Source organism: Variovorax sp. YR634 (genome assembly GCF_900106655.1).
Classification (GTDB): domain Bacteria; phylum Pseudomonadota; class Gammaproteobacteria; order Burkholderiales; family Burkholderiaceae_C; genus Variovorax.
On record NZ_FNOL01000001.1, the window covers coordinates 263143 to 280397 of the forward strand.

18 protein-coding genes are annotated in these 17255 nt (G+C 65.6%); 14 read left to right on the plus strand and 4 right to left on the minus strand.

Features of this window, described 5'->3' with window-relative positions:
* Window positions 1-9: 9 nt before the first annotated feature.
* The 9 genes from BLV60_RS01200 to tatC all read left to right on the plus strand — a co-directional run bounded on the left by BLV60_RS01200 (window position 10) and on the right by tatC (window position 4895).
* The gene (locus BLV60_RS01200; RefSeq protein ID WP_093048637.1) at window positions 10-843 is read left to right on the plus strand and encodes a D-hexose-6-phosphate mutarotase; all 834 of its coding nucleotides are present in this window, start codon (window positions 10-12) and stop codon (window positions 841-843) included.
* Window positions 844-868: 25 nt separating this feature from the next.
* The gene (gene hisF / locus BLV60_RS01205) at window positions 869-1654 is read left to right on the plus strand and encodes an imidazole glycerol phosphate synthase subunit HisF (RefSeq protein ID WP_093048640.1); all 786 of its coding nucleotides are present in this window, start codon (window positions 869-871) and stop codon (window positions 1652-1654) included.
* Window positions 1655-1696: 42 nt separating this feature from the next.
* A complete protein-coding gene (gene hisI, locus BLV60_RS01210) occupies window positions 1697-2086 on the plus strand; it encodes a phosphoribosyl-AMP cyclohydrolase (RefSeq protein WP_013539725.1) in 390 nt (129 codons plus the stop codon).
* Window positions 2083-2490 carry a phosphoribosyl-ATP diphosphatase gene (locus tag BLV60_RS01215; RefSeq protein ID WP_093048643.1) on the plus strand — a complete coding sequence of 136 codons (408 nt, stop codon included), beginning with the start codon at window positions 2083-2085 and terminating at the stop codon, window positions 2488-2490. Before hisI ends, BLV60_RS01215 begins: the two co-directional genes overlap by 4 nt.
* Window positions 2487-2855 carry a DUF4870 family protein gene (locus BLV60_RS01220; RefSeq protein ID WP_176928690.1) on the plus strand — a complete coding sequence of 123 codons (369 nt, stop codon included), beginning with the start codon at window positions 2487-2489 and terminating at the stop codon, window positions 2853-2855. Before BLV60_RS01215 ends, BLV60_RS01220 begins: the two co-directional genes overlap by 4 nt.
* A gap of 12 nt (window positions 2856-2867) precedes the next feature.
* Entirely contained in the window at window positions 2868-3227 is a 360-nt protein-coding gene (locus tag BLV60_RS01225; RefSeq protein WP_093048646.1) for a histidine triad nucleotide-binding protein, read from the plus strand.
* A 65-nt stretch (window positions 3228-3292) separates the two neighbouring features.
* A complete protein-coding gene (gene tatA / locus BLV60_RS01230) occupies window positions 3293-3538 on the plus strand; it encodes a Sec-independent protein translocase subunit TatA (protein ID WP_093048649.1) in 246 nt (81 codons plus the stop codon).
* A 13-nt stretch (window positions 3539-3551) separates the two neighbouring features.
* Window positions 3552-4019: a Sec-independent protein translocase protein TatB gene (gene tatB / locus BLV60_RS01235; RefSeq protein WP_007835284.1), complete on the plus strand. Its 468-nt coding sequence runs from the start codon at window positions 3552-3554 to the stop codon at window positions 4017-4019.
* Window positions 4020-4085: 66 nt separating this feature from the next.
* Complete coding sequence (gene tatC / locus BLV60_RS01240) at window positions 4086-4895, plus strand: twin-arginine translocase subunit TatC (protein WP_093048652.1); 810 nt, start codon at window positions 4086-4088, stop codon at window positions 4893-4895.
* 20 nt (window positions 4896-4915) lie between these two features.
* Here the strand turns inward: tatC and BLV60_RS01245 are convergent, their stop codons facing one another.
* The gene (locus tag BLV60_RS01245) at window positions 4916-6079 is read right to left on the minus strand and encodes a trypsin-like peptidase domain-containing protein (protein ID WP_093048655.1); all 1164 of its coding nucleotides are present in this window, start codon (window positions 6077-6079) and stop codon (window positions 4916-4918) included.
* Window positions 6080-6374: 295 nt separating this feature from the next.
* Here BLV60_RS01245 and BLV60_RS01250 point away from each other — a divergent pair, with 295 nt between their 5' ends.
* The 3 genes from BLV60_RS01250 to pdxA all read left to right on the plus strand — a co-directional run bounded on the left by BLV60_RS01250 (window position 6375) and on the right by pdxA (window position 9599).
* Window positions 6375-7727, plus strand: a complete 1353-nt coding sequence (locus tag BLV60_RS01250; RefSeq protein WP_093048658.1) for an MFS transporter — start codon at window positions 6375-6377, stop codon at window positions 7725-7727.
* Entirely contained in the window at window positions 7724-8497 is a 774-nt protein-coding gene (locus tag BLV60_RS01255; protein WP_093048660.1) for a Nif3-like dinuclear metal center hexameric protein, read from the plus strand. The genes BLV60_RS01250 and BLV60_RS01255 overlap by 4 nt, the downstream gene beginning before the upstream one ends.
* A 61-nt stretch (window positions 8498-8558) precedes the next feature.
* Window positions 8559-9599, plus strand: coding sequence for a 4-hydroxythreonine-4-phosphate dehydrogenase PdxA (gene pdxA, locus BLV60_RS01260; protein ID WP_093048663.1), 1041 nt, complete (start codon window positions 8559-8561; stop codon window positions 9597-9599).
* Here pdxA and mscL read toward each other — a convergent pair whose 3' ends face one another.
* From mscL to BLV60_RS01275, 3 genes are all read right to left on the minus strand, one after another.
* The gene (mscL, locus tag BLV60_RS01265) at window positions 9600-10031 is read right to left on the minus strand and encodes a large conductance mechanosensitive channel protein MscL (protein ID WP_093048667.1); all 432 of its coding nucleotides are present in this window, start codon (window positions 10029-10031) and stop codon (window positions 9600-9602) included.
* Window positions 10032-10090: 59 nt separating this feature from the next.
* Entirely contained in the window at window positions 10091-12580 is a 2490-nt protein-coding gene (locus tag BLV60_RS01270; protein WP_093048670.1) for a tetratricopeptide repeat protein, read from the minus strand.
* A 158-nt stretch (window positions 12581-12738) separates the two neighbouring features.
* On the minus strand, window positions 12739-15069 hold the full coding sequence (locus BLV60_RS01275; RefSeq protein WP_256328790.1) for an S-layer family protein: 2331 nt from the start codon (window positions 15067-15069) through the stop codon (window positions 12739-12741).
* Between the two features lie 630 nt (window positions 15070-15699).
* Between BLV60_RS01275 and BLV60_RS01280 the strand changes: the two genes are divergently transcribed.
* Together BLV60_RS01280 and petA are read left to right on the plus strand one after the other, a co-directional pair.
* On the plus strand, window positions 15700-16458 hold the full coding sequence (locus BLV60_RS01280; protein WP_256328791.1) for a response regulator transcription factor: 759 nt from the start codon (window positions 15700-15702) through the stop codon (window positions 16456-16458).
* 168 nt (window positions 16459-16626) lie between these two features.
* Window positions 16627-17244, plus strand: coding sequence for a ubiquinol-cytochrome c reductase iron-sulfur subunit (petA, locus tag BLV60_RS01285; protein ID WP_093048676.1), 618 nt, complete (start codon window positions 16627-16629; stop codon window positions 17242-17244).
* The last annotated feature ends 11 nt before the right edge of the window (window positions 17245-17255 follow it).

The window sequence follows — 17255 nt, forward strand, 5'->3', positions numbered from 1 at the left end:
ATTCTCGCCATGGAAATCACCCCGATCGAGTTTCGCGGCCAGCCCGCTCTGCGTGCCAACGGCATCGATGGGAGCACCCTCACGGTGGCCTTGCATGGGGCGCAAGTGCTCTCTTGGACCGCGGCTGACGGGGTGGAAAGGCTCTACCTGAGCCCTTCGGCGGTGTTCGACGGGCATACGGCCATCCGCGGCGGCGTGCCCATTTGCTGCCCCCAATTCAACCAGCGCGGCATGTTGCCCAAGCATGGATTCATGCGCAATTTGCCTTGGGGGCACGAGGTCTCGGATGCGCCCGAAACGCTGAGGCTGACGCTTCGCGACTCCGAAGCCACCAGAAAGCTCTGGCCGCACGCTTTTGAGGCGCGGCTGGAAGCCGCTTTGTCCGGCGGCCAGCTGCGCACGACGCTCACGCTGGCCAACATCGACCGCGCACCCTGGACCTTTGCCGCCGCGCTGCACACCTACCTGCGCGTCGACGACATCGCCAACGTGCGGCTTGAGGGCCTGCAGGGCGCCAACCGCTGGGATTCGCTGCGCGACGACCGCTGGGTGGAAACCGCGGCGGCGTTGCATTTCGATGCAGAGTTCGACAGCGTCTATGCCGCGCCCGCCCAGCCGCTGCGGCTGGTCCAGCCGGGCGGCAAGCTCGAGATCTCCCAAAGTGCGAGCTGCAGCGAAACCGTGGTCTGGAACCCCGGCGCGGTGCTCGGTGCGAAACTCGCCGACATGCCTGCCGATGGCTTTCGCCACATGCTCTGCGTGGAGGCCGCCCGCATCGACGAGCCCGTGCTGCTGATGCCCGGCGCCCAGTGGCAGGGCTGGCAACAGCTCCGCGTTCTCTGATTCCCTACCGGTTGTTCAACATCCCATGCTTGCCAAACGCATCATTCCCTGCCTCGACGTCACCGGCGGCCGCGTCGTCAAGGGCGTCAACTTCCTCGAACTGCGCGATGCCGGCGATCCGGTCGAGATCGCCGCGCGCTACAACGCCCAGGGCGCCGACGAACTGACCTTTCTCGACATCACCGCCACCAGCGATGGCCGCGACCTGATCCTGCCGATCATCGAGGCTGTGGCTTCGCAGATCTTCATTCCGCTGACTGTGGGCGGCGGCGTGCGCACGGTGGCCGATGTGCGCCGGCTGCTCAACGCCGGAGCCGACAAGACCAGCTTCAATTCGGCCGCCATCGCCGATCCGCAGGTGATCAGCGACGCCGCGCAGAAGTACGGCTCGCAATGCATCGTGGTCGCCATCGACGCCAAGCGCCGCAGTCCCGAAGAAGCCGCCACCCGCGGCGCGGGCTGGGACGTGTACAGCCACGGCGGGCGCAAGAACACCGGCCTCGACGCCGTCGAATGGGCGACCGAGATGGCGCGCCGCGGCGCCGGCGAGATCCTGCTGACCAGCATGGACCGGGACGGCACCAAGAGCGGCTTCGACCTGGAATTGACCCGCGCGGTGAGCAACGCCGTCAGCGTGCCGGTGATCGCCTCGGGCGGCGTGGGCAGCCTCGACGACCTGGCCGATGGCATCCAGACCGGCGGCGCCGACGCCGTGCTGGCGGCCAGCATCTTTCACTACGGCGAGCACACGGTGGGCGAGGCCAAGGCCCGCATGGCTGCGCGCGGCATTCCCGTGCGGATCGACGCTTGAAGCGTGTCCAAAGGGTCTTTTCCTATCCCCGACAATACTTCCATGAATTGGCTCGATGAAGTGAAGTGGGACGCGAACGGCCTGGTGCCGGTCATCGCGCAGGAACAGGGCAGCAACGACGTGCTGATGTTCGCCTGGATGAACCGCGAGGCGCTCGAAAAGACCGCCGAGCTGGGCCGCGCGGTGTATTTCAGCCGCTCGCGCAACAAGCTCTGGTTCAAGGGCGAGGAGTCGGGCCACGTGCAGACCGTGCACGAGATCCGCCTCGACTGCGACAACGACGTGGTGCTGCTCAAGGTCACCCAGCTCGGCCACGAGCCCGGCATCGCCTGCCATACCGGGCGCCACAGCTGCTTCTTCAGCAAGTACGAAAAGGGTCAGTGGACGGTGGTCGAACCCGTCTTGAAAGACCCGGAGTCGATCTACAAATGACGGTCACAGTGAACAGCAACACCTCCGACGCCCTCGCACGCCTGGCCGCGGTCATCGAAAGCCGCCTGCCCGCGCGCGGCGGCGATCCCGAGAAGAGCTACGTCGCACGCTTGCTGCACAAGGGCCCCGACGCCTTCCTCAAGAAAATCGGCGAGGAAGCCACCGAGGTCGTGATGGCCGCCAAGGACGCCGACCACGGCGGCGACCGTTCGAAAATAGTGAACGAAGTGGCCGACCTGTGGTTCCACACCATGGTGGCGCTGGCGCACTACGGTTTTTCCCCGTCAGACGTCACCGCGGAACTCGAGCGCCGGGAGGGCACCAGCGGCATCGAGGAAAAAGCGCTGCGCAAGGTGCAGCAACGCGGCATCGAAGAGCAGCAGAAAGGCCAGGCCTCCGAATGAACGAAATCACCGCGATCGACGACATCTCCGGCAAGACGCCCGAGCAGCTGGAAAGCCTGCGCCAGATCACGCTGGCGGTGTACATCCTCTATGCGCTTTCGTGGTTCACGGGCGGCCTCACGGGGATCGTGGGCATCGTGCTCAACTACCTCAAGCGCGAGGATACGGAGGGCACGCTCTATCAAAGCCACTTCACCTGGCAGATCCGCACCTTCTGGTGGGGCCTGGTCTGGTCCATCCTGGGGTTTATCACCATCTGGATCCTGATCGGCTTCCCCATTCTCTTCGTCACTGCCGTGTGGATGATCTACCGGCTGGTCAAGGGCTGGCTGAACTGGAGCGAACGCAAGCCCATGGCTGTCTAACGAACAACCTCCATGTCACACGATCCCAACTGCATCTTCTGCAAAATCATCGAGGGCAAGATTCCCTCGCGCAAGGTCTACGAAGACGAAGACCTGTTCGGCTTCCACGACATCGCGCCCTGGGCGCCGGTGCATTTCATGCTGGTGCCCAAGAAGCACATCGCCTCGATGGCCCAGCTGACGCCCGACGACGAGGCGCTGATGGGCAAGATCATGATCCTGGCGCCCAAGCTGGCGCTGGAGCAGGGCTGCAGGCCCTATCCGGACGGCGGCTACCGGGTCGTGGTCAATACCGGCACCGAGGGTGGGCAGGAGGTTCACCATCTCCATGTCCATGTCATGGGTGGTCCCCGGCCGTGGCTTCGCGGCTGAGCGGCATTAAGCCAAACTGTCACATTCCGCCCGACTAAAATCGGACACATTCTTAGGAGTTCTCCATGGGTTCTTTTTCCATCTGGCACTGGCTGATCGTGCTGCTCGTAGTGGTCATGATCTTCGGCACCAAGAAGCTGCGGAACATGGGTTCGGATCTTGGCGGCGCCGTCAAGGGCTTCAAGGACGGCATGAAGGACGGCAGCTCGTCCGATGCCGCCGCTTCGTCGGCCCCCGCCCAGCAAGTGACCGGCCAGCCGGCCAACAGCGACAAGCCGACGATCGACGTCGAAGCGCGTCAGAAGTCCTGAGCGCGGACCGCACGTGCTCGACCTCGGCATTGAGAAGCTGGCGCTGATCGGCGTCGTGGCGCTGATCGTCATCGGCCCGGAAAAGCTGCCGCGCGTGGCCCGCACCGTTGGCACCCTGCTTGGCAAGGCGCAGCGCTACGTGAACGACGTCAAGGCCGAAGTCAACCGCTCGATGGAGCTCGACGAGCTCCGCAAGATGAAGACCACCGTCGAGGATGCGGCGCGCGACGTCGAGCACAGCATCCACACGGGCGCGAGCGAATTCGAGAAGCAGTTCAGCGGTTCGGGCGAAACCCTCTCGGCGCTGGCCGAACCCGAGCCGTCGCCGCCCGAATACAAGCATCCCCGCAAGAACTGGCGCCTGAAACAGGGCGCCACGCCACAGTGGTACAAGGCGCGCAACGGCGTGCGCACCAAGGCGCTGTCGGGCGCGGCGCGCGTTGCGCGCTTCCGCCCGCATACGATCAACAAGATCAACTAGCGCATCCACAACACCGCGTTCTGCGCGCGCCGCACGCCGGCCGACGTCACGCTATCTTCTTTTCCAATGGCCGATTCCGACAACAAGAACAAAGACAAAGAAGACGAGCTGGCGGGCACCGAACAGCCGTTCGTGGCGCACCTGGTCGAGCTTCGCGACCGCCTGCTCTATTGCGTCTACGGCCTCGTGGTCGCGGGCATCCTGCTGGCCATCTGGCCCGGCCCGGGCGGGCTGATCGACCTGATCGCGATGCCGATCAAGGCGCACATGCCGCACGACGCGAAGCTGATCGCCATCGGCGTGTTCTCGCCGTTCTTCGTGCCGCTCAAGGTTTTGATGATGGCCGCCGTGCTGCTGGCGCTGCCCTGGCTCATGTACCAGGCGTGGATGTTCATTGCGCCGGGGCTCTACAGCCATGAAAAGAAATTCGCGCTGCCGCTGATCTTCTTCGGCAGCCTGCTGGCCTATGCGGGCATCGCGTTCGTGCAGCTCTTCGTGCTGGACAAGATGTTCAGCTTCATCCAGCGCTTCGCACCGTCCGCGGTGCAGGCAACACCCGACATTTCCTCGTACGTCGAGGCGATCCTGTCGCTCTACATCGCCTTCGGCGTGGCCTTCCAGGTGCCGATCGTCGTGATGCTGCTGGTGCGCTTCGAGATGGTGACCATCGAGAAGCTGAAGTCCTTCCGCGGCTACTTCATCGTGGTGGCATTCGTCGTTGCCGCGGTGCTCACGCCGCCCGACGTGGTGTCGCAGCTGGCGCTGGCGGTGCCGATGTGCCTGCTGTACGAGGTGGGCATCATCGGTGCCAGGTACTTCGCCAGTTCCGGCAAGAAGTCCGAGGAAGAGGAAAGCGCTGATTCAGCGCAATCCTGATCGACCGACCTGACAGCCCGTTATTCGGGCTGACTCGGCGGCACCTGCCGGACCGGGCTCTTCGGGCGCAGACCCGGCGTCACATCCAGCTCCATCTTGTCGCTGCCGCGCTGCAGCGCGAACCGCGAGGTGCTGCCTGGCTTCAGGCCGGCCACGGCGGTCAGCAGCGCCTGCACGTTGTCGGTCTTCTTCTCGCCCACCGAGGTGATCACGTCACCCGGGCGAATGCCGGCCTTGGCGGCCGGGCCGTTCTGCAGCACGCCGGTGATGATCACGCCCGCGTCCGCCTTCACGCCGAAGGTCTCGGCGAGTTCGGGCGACAGGTCGCTCGGCTCCACGCCGATCCAGCCGCGGCGCACCTGGCCTTCCTTCACGATCCCTTCGAGCACGATCTTGGCCATCGACACCGGAATGGCGAAGCCGATGCCCATGCTGCCGCCCGAGCGCGAGTAGATCGCGGTGTTGATGCCCTGCAGGTTGCCGTTGACGTCGATCAGCGCGCCACCCGAGTTGCCGGGGTTGATGGCCGCGTCGGTCTGGATGAAGTTCTCGAAGTTGTTGATGCCGAGCTGGTTGCGGCCCAGTGCCGAGACGATGCCGCTGGTCACGGTCTGGCCCACGCCGAAGGGGTTGCCGATGGCCAGCACCTGGTCGCCCACCTGCAGCGCGTCTGAATCGCCCAGCACGATCACCGGCAGCTTGTCGAGCTCGATCTTCAGCACGGCCAGGTCGGTGTCGGGATCGGTGCCGATCACCTTGCCGCGCGCATGGCGGCTGTCGTTGAGCGTCACTTCGATCTCGTCGGCGCCCTCGACCACGTGGTTGTTGGTGAGGATGTAGCCGTCGGGGCTCACGATCACGCCGCTGCCCAGGCCCACCTGGGGCTGGTCGTCCTGGTCGCCGAAGAAGAAGCGGAACCACGGGTCGTTGCTTCGCGGGTGGCGCTGCGCGGCCTTGCTGGTGTTGATGCTCACCACCGCCGGGGAGGCCTTCTTGGCCGGCACGCTCAGGCTGCCGGGCGTTGTCACGCCCGGGTTGCCGGCCGGTGCCTCGACGATCGACACCACGCCGCCCAGCGAGGTTGCGCGCTTGTTGATCCACTCGGGCTTGAGCGTCGCGACGACGAAGTAGGCCGCGAGCAGGACGGTCACGGCTTGGGCGAAGAGCAGCCAGGTGCGTTTCATGAAAGATTGGTGAAAAAGACGTTGGAAGGCTGCAGTGCAACGCAGCAATGTTGTCAATTGTCCCTCAACCGCCTGGTGCAGAAACCGCTCGCAGAGGTCGAGATTAAGACTTCCTGCGTACGTAAAGCCGGGTTAACACCTAGGATCGCAGGTCGGTCCCATCCGGCCCGTGTTTTTCAGGCCTCCCGCGCTGCCCACCCGGTGGAAGCGGCCAGGCATTTCGCCAGCGCGCCATTTTTCCGTTTTCTCACCCGGTCCCGCGGGCTGGCGCGCGATCACGATCTCCCTGCCAGCCATGACTTCAGAAGCAACCTTCCCGGACGGCGCGCAGCCAGCACCGGCACGCACGCTCGACTCGAGCGACTACAAGACCCTCGGCCTGTCCGCTCTCGGCGGCACCCTGGAGTTCTACGACTTCGTCATCTACGTGTTCTTCGCCACCGTGCTGGGCGCGCTGTTCTTCCCGGTCGACATGCCCGACTGGCTGCGGCAGCTGCAGACCTTCGGCATCTTCGCGGCCGGCTACCTCGCACGCCCGGTGGGCGGCATCGTCATCGCGCATTTCGGCGACATCTTCGGCCGCAAGCGCATGTTCACGCTGTCGATCTTCCTGATGGCTGCGCCCACGCTGGTGATCGGCCTGCTGCCGACCTACGCGAGCATCGGCGTCGCCGCGCCCCTGCTGCTGCTGGCGATGCGCGTGCTGCAGGGCGCGGCCATCGGCGGCGAGATGCCCGGCGCCTGGGTGTTCGTGGGCGAGCACGTGCCGGCAAAGCGCTACGGCTTCGGCATCGGCATGCTGACTTCGGGCATCACCGGCGGCATCCTGCTGGGCTCGCTGATCGCGGTGGCCATCAACCGCCACTATTCGCCCGAGCAGGTGAGCGACTTCGCCTGGCGCATTCCCTTCATCCTGGGCGGCGTGTTCGGGCTGGTGTCGGTGTACCTGCGCCGGTTCCTGCACGAGACGCCGGTCTTCAAGGAGCTGGCTGGCCGCCGCAGCGTGGCGCGCGAGATGCCGCTGCGCACCGTGCTGCGCGAGCACCGCCTGGCCTGCGTGTACGTCGCGCTGCTGACCTGGGTGCTGTCTGCCGCCATCGTGGTCGTGGTGCTGTACACGCCCACGTATCTGCAGAAGGTGCACCACATTCCCGCTGCGCTGGCGCTCGAGGCCAACGCGCTCGCCACGCTCACGCTGACCATTGGCTGCATGCTGGCTGGCTGGGCCAGCGACCGCATCGGCACGCGCACTGTGATGCTTGTCGGCTGGGGCGGCCTGTTCGTCACGGCCTACCTGTTTTACAGCGGGCTGCCCGGCACGCCGGCCACGCTGTTCTGGCACTACGGGCTGGTGGGCTTGTTCGTGGGCACCATCGCCACCGTACCGATCGCAGGTGTGCGCGCCTTCCCGGCACCGGTGCGCTTCACCGGGCTTTCGTTCGCCTACAACATGTCTTACGCGGTCTTCGGCGGGCTGACGCCGGTGATCCTCACGCTCTGGCTGCAGCGTGACACGATGGCGCCGGCGCACTACGTCGCAGTGCTGGCCGGGCTGGGCTTCCTGCTGGCGTTCCTGCCCCTGGCCGCGCGCGGCCATGCCATGCGGGATGGCGCGGCCCCCGCGGGCGGCGCGACAATGGCGCGATGAGCACCACCCGCCACGAACTGCTCCATGCATTCGACCTGCTGCTGGCCCCCGGGCGCTTCAAGGATTACGGACCCAACGGCCTGCAGGTCGAAGGGCGCACCGTGGTCCGCAAGATCGTCTCGGGCGTGACCGCCAGCCGCGCGCTGATCGAGGCCGCGATCCACGCCGAGGCCGATGCCATCTTCGTTCACCATGGCCTGTTCTGGCGCGGCCAGGACGGCTGCGTCACCGGCTGGATGAAACAGCGCCTGGGCCTGCTGCTGGGCGATGACGTCAACCTGTTCGCCTACCACCTGCCGCTCGATGCGCATCCCGAACTCGGCAACAACGCGCAGCTCGGCCTGAAGCTGGGGCTCGTGGCCCATGCCGGTTCGACCGGGCGCTTCGGCGAGCAGGAGCTGGGCTTTCTCGGCATGCAGGAAAGCGGCGAGAGCTTTGCCAACGCCCAGGCGCTCGCCATGCACGTCGAAGGTGTGCTTAAAAGGCCGGTCACGCTCGTCGATACGGCGCATCGTGCTATCAAAAACGTAGCTTGGTGCACGGGTGGCGCGCAGGGCTATTTCGAAGCCGCCATCGCGGCCGGCGCCGACGCCTTCATCACCGGCGAAATCTCGGAGCCCCAGGCTCACTACGCGCGCGAGATGGGCGTGGCTTTCCTGGCTTGCGGGCACCACGCCACCGAACGCTACGGCGCGCCGGCGGTGGCCGGGCATGTGGCGGCGCAGCTCGGGCTGAAGCACGAGTTCATCGACATCGACAACCCGGCATGAGCGCAGCGCCGGGCCGCCCCAAGCAAGCTCGCACCGCAGTGCGAAGCGCGGAGGTATTTCAATGAGCGGGGCCATTGCCATCACGCTGGGCGATCCCGCGGGTATCGGGCCGGAGATCATCGCCAAGGCGTTTCGTGATGCACCTGATGCGACCCGCAGCGCCTTCGTCGCCGGCGACGTGGGCACGATGCGCCAGGCCTCGCAGGCCCTGGCCGGGCCGGGTCAGCTGGCCTGGCCTGTGCTCGAGATCGAATCCGTCGCCGAAGCCGCGACCGTACCGCCGGGCTGCATCCCCGTGCTGCAGGTGATCGCGCCACCTTCGCACATCGAAACGGGCCGCATCAGCGCAGAGGCCGGCCGCGTGGCTGGCGAATGCGTGATCTGGGCCGCGCGGGCCGCGTTGCGCGGCGAGATCGGCGCCATCGTGACCGCACCGCTGCACAAGGAAGCGCTGTCGGCCGCCGGCTTTCCGTACCCCGGCCACACCGAGCTGCTGCAGGCCGAGGCGGCCGCGCATCTGGGCCGCACCGTGGCCGACGTGCCGGTGCGCATGATGCTGGCCAATGACGAGCTGCGCACCGTGCTCGTCAGCATTCACATGTCGCTGCGCAATGCCATCGAGGCCGTGCGCTTCGAGGGTGTGCTCGAAACCCTGCGCATCGCGCATCGCGCGCTGACGCATGCGCTGGGCCGCGTGCCGCGCATCGGCGTGGCGGGCCTCAACCCGCATGCGGGCGAGGGCGGTCTGTTCGGTTCGGAAGAGCGCGAGATCATCGCGCCGGCCATCGAGGCCGCGCGCGCCGAAGGCATCGACGCCAGCGGGCCCTATGCGCCCGACACGGTCTTCATGCGCGCACGCGCCAGGCACGGCGTGCCCTCCAGTGGCGAGTTCGACGTGGTGGTGGCGATGTACCACGACCAGGGCCTGATCCCGGTCAAGTACCTGGGCGTGGAGAAGGGTGTGAACGTGACGCTGGGCTTGCCGCTGGTGCGCACCAGCCCCGATCACGGCACCGCGTTCGACATCGCGGGAACGGGGCTGGCCGATGCGTCGAGCCTCGTCGAGGCGCTGCGCATGGCCCGGGTGCTCAAGGGCGCTTGATCAGGGGCGCTTGAGGCTGTCGCGGATTTCGCGCAGCAGCACCACGTCTTCGGGTGTCTCAGGGGCCGCGGCCGGTGCAGGCTCTTCGTTGCGCTTCAGGCGGTTGATCTGCTTGACCATGATGAAGATGATGAAGGCCAGGATCACGAAGTTGACTGCGATGGTGATGAAGTTGCCATACGCCAGCACCGGAACGCCGGCCTTCTTCAGGTCTGCCAGCGTGTTTGCCACGCCGGCGGGCGCCGTGCCCAGCACCACATAGAGGTTGGAGAAGTCGAGCTTGCCGAACACCACGCCGACCAGCGGCATGATGATGTCGGCCACGAGCGAGTCGACGATCTTGCCGAACGCTGCGCCGATGATCACGCCGACCGCAAGGTCGATGACATTGCCCTTGACGGCAAATTCCTTGAATTCACTGAGGATGCTCATGATTCAAAAGGCTGCTGGAGCTCTGCTGTTGAAGGAAAGTCGAGTATGCCCGCGATTGCTCACTTCTCCAGCGAGCGTGGCGCAACATCGACATGCGCGGCCGGCAACCCTTCACGACTGCGCGCGGCAATTTGCCTGAAGCCGTCCTCGAGATGGCGCACGAAGCGCGGCGTGTCGAAGTAGCCGCGGCGCGCGTCCTTGGCCGCCACGAGCCGCGCGCGCAATGCGGCCAGCTCCTCCGGGTGCGTGGCGTAGTGGATGGCCTTCTGCACGTACTCGCCGTGGTTCGTAGCCACCAGCTCCGGCAGCCCGATGGCGTCGAGCAGGCTGCCCGCCATACGCGACACCATCGTCGTGCCCGTGAGCGCCAGCAGCGGCACGCCCGACCACAGCACGTCGTTCGCGGTGGCGCCGCTGCTGTAGGGGAAGGTGTCGATGAACAGGTCGGCCAGGCCGATGCGCGCCAGGTGCTGGTCGACCGGCATGCGCGGCGACACGATCAGGCGCTCGGCCGGCAGGCCCGCCTTGTCCCATTGCGCGCGCAGGTTGTGCTCGAAGCCGTGCGGGCCCTGTGCCAGCCACAGCACCGAGTTCGGAATGCCCTGCACGATGCGCACCCACGCCTCGAAGGTCTCGGGCTGGATCTTGAACGACTGCGAGAAGTTGCACAGCACGAAGGCGTCTTCGGGCAGGCCGTGCTCGGCGCGTGTGGCCTTTTGCGGGTTGACCGGGCGCTTCGTGTCGATCACCTGGAAGGTCTCGGGCAGGCGCAGCAGCTTCTCGGTGTAGCAGTCTTCCGTGCCCGGCGGCGAGAGGAAGTTGTCGGACACCAGGTAGTCGTAGTTAGGCGTGCCGCTGGTGCCCATGTAGCCCAGCCACATGAGCTGCGCTGGCGCCGCGTGATAGGCCATGACCTGCGGCTTGGCGCCGCGCGTGTCGCCCGAGAGGTCGATCAGGATGTCGATCTCGTCCTCGCGGATGCGCTCGGCCATCTGCTGGATCGACTGGCCGTGCATGTCGACGAAGTGCTCGGCCGACGCGGCGATGCGCGCCCGCGCAGGATGGCCGTCGTCCGGACCGTAGGAGTAGACGAAGACTTCGAAATCTTTACGGTCATGCTGGCCGTACAGCTCGGCGGTCAGGTGCGCGACCGGGTGGTTGCGGAAGTCGAATGAGTAGTAGCCCACGCGGATGCGCGGCGCCGTGCGGCGCGCGCCGGCATCGGCGAAAGGCCTGATGCCCGTGTTCCGGTCGGCCAGCGTGGCGGAGCGCTGGGTCCAGTTCATCAGCCGGCGCGCATCGTCGTAGTTCGACATCAGGATGAACGACGACACGGTCTGGTCGTTGTTCGGGTTGTCCAGCAGCGCCGCGATCCTGGCGCGCAGTTCGGGTACGCCGTTCCAGTCGGCGATGTGCGCCTTTTCGCCCAGCATCCACACCATGGCCGGCATGAAGTCGGGGTCGTCGCGCAGGCACTGCTCGAACTCCGCAATGGCCGCCTCCGACCGGCCAGCCATTACATAAGTCACGCCCAGGTTGCAGCGTGCGAGCACCTGGCGCGGATGCACTTCGAGCGCCTTCTTGAGCACTTCGATGGCGGTGTCGAAATGGCCGAGGCGGAAGTTCACCGTGCCCAAGTTGTTCAGCAGCAGCTCGTGCTCGGGCAGGCTTTCCAGCGCCAGCTTGTAGAGCTCGGCCGATTCCGCAAAGCGCATCGACACGCCTTCGAGCGCGCCGCACACGCCGTAGAGCGCGGCCACGCCTTCGGGGTCGGACAGCGCCTTGTGGCGCTCCTCGGCCGGCCAGTTGCGCATGGCGCGCTGCATGGGCGCGATGGCCTCCTCGGTGCGGCCGCAGCTCTGCAGCGCCCTGGAGAGCATGAATGCGGCCTCGCAATCCTGCGGGTCGGCCGCAGCCCGCTCGTACGAGTCGAGCGCGGCGGCCCAGTCTTTTTGATGCGCGCGGATCTTGCCGATGTTCTTGTGCGCGGCCGCATAGCCAGGATCGAGCGCGAGCGCCTGGCGGAACTGCACGATCGCCTCGTCGAAGCGGTCCTGCTCCATGTCGATTGCGCCGGCGTTGTTCCATGCCGCGGGCGCCTGCGGTGCGAGCCGCGTGGCTTCGGCCGCGGCTTCGCGTGCCTGGCGGAACTTCTTCTGCTGGCGGTACACCGCCGACAGGTTCACGTAGGCCTCGGGGTAGTTCGGCAGCGCCTTGATCGCGCGGCGAAGGTCTTGCTGCGCTTCGGCCGGCTGGCCCATGTGCATGAAGATCGTCGCGCGGGTGTTGAAGTAGAAGTGGTGCGGCGACCGCGCGATTGCGCGGTTCACATAGTTCAGTGCCAGCTTCGGCCGTCCTTGCCGGTACAGCGCCTCGCCCGTCAGGTGCAGCGCATCGGCATGCTCCGGAAAGCGCGACAGCAGGGCTTCGTAGACCTGGATGGCCTCGGCGAAACGGCCCACCCGGTGCAGCACCAGTCCCTGTTCCAGAAGGCTGCCGGCATCTGCTGCCGATGTGGAGGGTGCGGGGGCGAGAGAAGGTGAGTTCATGAAGCCGTGTGATGGACGGGTCAGAAGGTCGGCCGCTGCAGGAAATGCCGGCCTTCATGCAAGTGAAAAAGGCCGGCAACCCAGTATAGGGGCCGGCCTTCCGTTTCATCAGCGGGCGTTCCCGCAGCGCAGGGGCGCCGCAGGCACGCCGGGCCGGATTACCAGGACCAGGAGGCGCCGATGCCGCCGCCGACCTTGCCGCTGCTGCCGCTGCCGATGTTCACCTTGATCTGCGCGCCTTCGCCGATACGGAAGCTGGCTGCCGCAGCGAGGGCCGAGCGGCCGTCGTACGAGCCCACGCCCACGCCGATGCCGAAGCTCTTGCCCGCTTCGAGCGCCGGCACCGAGGCTGCTGCCAGGGCGATGGCCGCACCGGTGCTGCTGGTCTTGCGCATGTCCTGCACTTCGTTGCGGACCTGGTTCAACTGCGACATGTTCGCGGCGTCCGTCGGCAGGACGCCGGGAGCCACGTTCTGCACGCGGCCGTTGGCGACCACGCCGTTGCCCGCCGTGATGGTGCCGCCCGCCGTCACGTTGCCGGTGACGTTGACCGTGCCCGCGTTCAGTGTCGTGACGTTGCCGGTCACGGCGTTGATCGTGGTGATGTTGCCGGTCTGCGTGTTCAGCACCGTGATGTTGCCGTTGGCCGCCGTGACCGTCTGGAAGTTGCCGGTGGTGGCGTTCACCGTGCTTGCATTCACCGTCGTGGCGCTCACCGTGTTGGCGGTCAGCGCGTTGATGGTGGCGCTGGCTGCCGACAGGTTGGTGGTGCTGACGTTGGTTGCGCTCAACGTGTTGATCGTGCCGCGGCTCGCCGACAGGTTCGTCGTGCTGACATTGGTAGCGCTCAGCGTGTTGATGGTGCCGGCGTTGGCTGTCAGGTTGGTGGTGCTGACGTTGGTGGCACTCAGCGTGTTGATGGTGCCGGCGTTGGCCGTCAAGTTCGTGGTGCTGACGTTGGTGGCACTCAGCGTGTTGATGGTGCCGGCGTTGGCCGTCAAGTTCGTGGTGCTGACGTTGGTGGCGCTCAACGTGTTGATGGTGCCGTTGTTGGCAGTCAGATCCGTCGTGCTGACGTTGGTAGCACTCAGCGTGTTGATCGTGCCGTTGCTGGCTGTCAGGTTCGTCGTGCTGACATTGGTCGAGCTCAACGTATTGATGGTGCCGTTGTTGGCAGTCAGGTCCGTGGTGCTGACGTTGGTGGCACTCAGCGTGTTGATGGTGCCATTGCTGGCAGTCAGATCCGTCGTGCTGACGTTCGTTGCGCTCAACGTGTTGATGGTGCCGTTGCTGGCCGTCAGATCTGTGGTACTGACATTGGTCGCGCTCAGCGTGTTGATGGTGCCGTTTGCAGCCGTCAGGTCCGTGGTGCTGACGTTGGTTGCGCTCAGTGTGTTGATCGTGCCGTTCGACGCCGTCAGGTTCGTCGTGCTGACGTTGGCCGAGCTCAACGTATTGATCGTGCCGTTGCTGGCCGTCAGGTTCGTGGTGCTGACATTGGCGGAGCTCAGCGTGTTGATGGTGCCGTTCGACGCCGTCACGTTGGTGGTGCTGACGTTGGTGGACGTGAGCGTCGAGATGCTGCCGGTGTTCGACGTCAGGTTGGTCGTGACGACGCTGGTGGCATCGACATTGGTTGCCTGCACGTTGGTCGCGGTGATGCCGGTCGTCAGGATGTTGGTCGAGGTCAGCGACTGGATAATGCCGTTGCCCGACGACAGGTTGCCCGTGGTCACGTTGCTCGCGCTCAGCGTGTTGATCGTGCCGTTGGCTGCCGAGATGCTGGTCGTGGCCAGGTTGTTGATCGTGCCGTTGGCGGCCGAGACGTTGGTGGCGCTGACGCTGCCGGCAGACACGGTGCCTGCGGTGAGAGAGGCCGTGCTGATGCTGGTGGAGGTCAGGTTGGTGACCGTACCGGTGCCGGCCGTGACGGTCGCGGCGCTGACGTTGCCTGCAGACACAGTGCCTGCGGTGAGGGTGCCCGTGCTGATGCTGGTGGATGTCAGGTTGGTGATCGTGCCGGTGCCGGCCGTGACGGTCGCGGCACTGACGTTGCCTGCGGACACGGTGCCTGCGGTGATCGTGCCGGTGCTGATGCTGGTGGAGGTCAGGTTGGTGGCCGTTGCCGATGTTGCGCTCAGGCTGGTGGTGGTCACCCGGGTTGCGGTGATGCTGCCTGCGGCGACTGTGCCGGCCGTGATGCTGCCCGAACTCAACGTATTGATGGTGCCGCTGTTGGCAGTCACGCTGCCCGCACTGACGCTCGTTGCGGTCAGCGTGGGCGTAGATATTCCGTCTGCGGAGGTCAGGACCCCGTTGTTCGGCCCCCCCACCACATTGACGTTGTTTCCGCCCACCTGGACCTGGGCATATGCCACCGGCAACGTCATCACATAGCCGGCGCCCACGAGCACCGAAGCGAGAAGGCGGCTGACGCCCGGGCGATGAACGATGAACGAGCGAACGCTGGAGCGCTTGGATGTAGTCATTTGGACTTTTTTCCTTGAAGAATCAGTTGCCATTTCTGGTCTTCCAAGCGCCCTCGTCGCGTGGAAGCGGGGTTGGGTTTCATTGCGTTACCCAATGCAACTGATGCTAGGAATCGAGGTCTTCGATGAACATCACCGAGATCCGTAGTTCTGGATGTATGCACGCAGCTTGACGACGCATCGGAAAATCAACGGGGTGCTCGCAAAGCCAACGCCCATGCGGCTTCGCAGACATCGCGCAAATCGCGTGGTGACGTTTCGATACGCGTTCCGGAGCGCGTTTCGTGTGGCGCGGTGCTACGTAACACACGCAGTAACCCGCACGTAACAACGGCGAAAAAACGGCAGTTTCAAGGCCTCCTCAAGCCCTCGTTTTTCGGGTCGTTCGAGGCAATTTCTTCAATGAAATCAAAGTACTACATGCGCTGGCGCGCCGCGCGCCCCGGTGTTCCTCCGCGCGGGCATCGTTCCTGCGGTATCTGAAACGAAAGTCAACATTTCGTCGCTACCTGCGGGTAGCTACAGAGCCAGAGGACGTCGCGTGATCAATTTTTTCTTGGGCATTGAAAACGCATGCAGCGCGGGCGAAGTCCGCTGCGTGCCGGCAGGAGAGCGGTCATGGAAATGAGCATGCAATACGCCGCCGCCGTGCGGCATGTGCCATCGGCCGCGCAGTTGTATGGCGGCGTTTTTCACGCAGCGTTGATCGTCGCTGACGATTCCATCGCCGCCGACCGCATGCGGCGCATCCTCGCCGAACTCGCGCCGCATCGCCGCGTGGTGATCGCGTCGGGCCGGGCCGAGGCGCTCAACCTGCTGGCGGCATTGCCCTATGACCTCGTGCTGGTCGACATGCGGCTGCCGGGCAACGACGGCGCTGCGCTGCTTCATCATGTGCGCCAGGCTTATCCGCGCATCGAGAGCATCGGCATGTCGGCAACCGACGACCAGGAACTCGTGAACGCAGCAATCGCTGCCGGCGCCATCGGCTATCTGCTGACCGAAGCCGACGACGCCGAACTCGCCTATCTGCTGCGCTCCATCGAGCGCGGCGGCTCGCCGATGGATTCGCGCATCGCGCGGCGCATCCTCGGTTCGATTGCCGCCTACGCGAAGGCGCGCACGATCGAACCCATCCGCGTCCAGGCCCCGGTGCCGTCGTCGGAGCAGGTTTCTTCCGCCAGGCTGCCGCAGGGCCTGCTGTCGCCACGGGAACTCAAGGTGCTGCGCCTCATCGCACAGGGCTGGAGCAACCGTCAGATCGCGGACGCGGTCTACCTGTCGGTCAACACCATCGAGTTTCATGCGAAGAGCATCTATCGCAAGCTCTCCGTCAAGTCGCGGACCCAGGCGGTCCACGAGGCGATGCAGCACGGTCTTCTGAACTGAAGTCCCCGCGGCGACAGCCCTTGTCGCCCCCGGCGGGCGCCCCGCGAATGCGGCGCGCCTTGCCGTCGTTCGCCGGCCACGCGCATGGCGGCCATTGAATATCCCTTGAGCGCCCCGCTACAATCGCGGGTTGACTCCTGCTCCAGCGAAGAAGACAAGAGGATCCCCATGAGTGACATGACCTCCGGCTCGCCCCGGATCGACACCAGCAAGCGGACGTGGTTGATTGCATCCAGCTGCGCCGGCGTGGTGGGCGGCGTGGCAACCGCCGTTCCCTTTGTGAGCACTTTCCAGCCTTCCGAGAAGGCCAAGGCCGCGGGCGCCGCGGTCGAGGTCGATATCTCGGGCCTCAAGGTCGGCGAGAAAATCACCGTCGAATGGCGCGGCAAGCCGGTCTGGATCCTCAAGCGCACCCCCGCGCAGATCGCCGAACTTCCCAAGCTGGACGGCCAGCTGGCCGATCCCCTCTCCAAGCGTCATCCCGACGAATTCACCCCCAAGTACGCGCAGAACGAGCACCGCTCGATCAAGCCCGACGTGCTGGTCGTGGTCGGCATCTGCACCCACCTGGGCTGCTCGCCGACCGACCGCTTCCAGGCCGGTCCGCAGCCTTCGCTGCCGAACGACTGGGAAGGCGGCTTCCTCTGCCCCTGCCACGGTTCCACTTTCGACCTGGCTGGCCGGGTCTTCAAGAACAAGCCCGCGCCCGACAACCTGCCGGTGCCGCCGCACATGTACCTGTCGGACACCAAGCTCCTGATCGGTGAAGACTCCAAGAAGGCCTGAGGCGGAAGAAG